Here is a 1,062-nt window from a genome sequence, read left to right on the forward strand (position 1 = left end):
GCCCGCTTAACAATACCTTTCGTTGGCGCCGTCTTTCACCCGACTCCCGAGCAAAGTGGCGTCCCCTAGGGGATTCGAACCCCTGTTACCGCCGTGAAAGGGCGGTGTCCTAGGCCTCTAGACGAAGGGGACTTCAAGTCTTCTTCGCAGACGCTGCTCGTCTTACATTCATCAGACAATCTGTGTGAACACTCACATTTCACCATCATAGGTTAAGGAGGTGATCCAACCGCAGGTTCCCCTACGGTTACCTTGTTACGACTTCACCCCAGTCATGAATCACAAAGTGGTAAGCGCCCTCCCGAAGGTTAAGCTACCTACTTCTTTTGCAACCCACTCCCATGGTGTGACGGGCGGTGTGTACAAGGCCCGGGAACGTATTCACCGTAGCATTCTGATCTACGATTACTAGCGATTCCGACTTCATGGAGTCGAGTTGCAGACTCCAATCCGGACTACGACAGACTTTATGAGTTCCGCTTGCTCTCGCGAGGTCGCTTCTCTTTGTATCTGCCATTGTAGCACGTGTGTAGCCCTACTCGTAAGGGCCATGATGACTTGACGTCATCCCCACCTTCCTCCGGTTTATCACCGGCAGTCTCCCTTGAGTTCCCACCATGATGTGCTGGCAACAAAGGATAAGGGTTGCGCTCGTTGCGGGACTTAACCCAACATTTCACAACACGAGCTGACGACAGCCATGCAGCACCTGTCTCAGCGTTCCCGAAGGCACCCCTTCATCTCTGAAAGGTTCGCTGGATGTCAAGAGTAGGTAAGGTTCTTCGCGTTGCATCGAATTAAACCACATGCTCCACCGCTTGTGCGGGCCCCCGTCAATTCATTTGAGTTTTAATCTTGCGACCGTACTCCCCAGGCGGTCGACTTAACGCGTTAGCTCCGGAAGCCACGGCTCAAGGCCACAACCTCCAAGTCGACATCGTTTACGGCGTGGACTACCAGGGTATCTAATCCTGTTTGCTCCCCACGCTTTCGCACCTGAGCGTCAGTCTTCGTCCAGGGGGCCGCCTTCGCCACCGGTATTCCTCCACATCTCTACGCATT

At 53.9% G+C, this 1,062-nt stretch carries 1 tRNA gene and 1 rRNA gene; both read right to left on the bottom strand.

The window, feature by feature from the left end:
* Positions 1–56 precede the first annotated feature (56 nt).
* A tRNA-Glu gene (locus Xsto_RS20715) sits at positions 57–132 on the bottom strand.
* Between the two features lie 81 nt (positions 133–213).
* Positions 214–1,062 (bottom strand): 16S ribosomal RNA (locus tag Xsto_RS20720); the annotation flags it as partial.

It is taken from the genome of Xenorhabdus stockiae (assembly GCF_002632825.1).
Taxonomy (GTDB): Bacteria; Pseudomonadota; Gammaproteobacteria; order Enterobacterales; family Enterobacteriaceae; genus Xenorhabdus; species Xenorhabdus stockiae.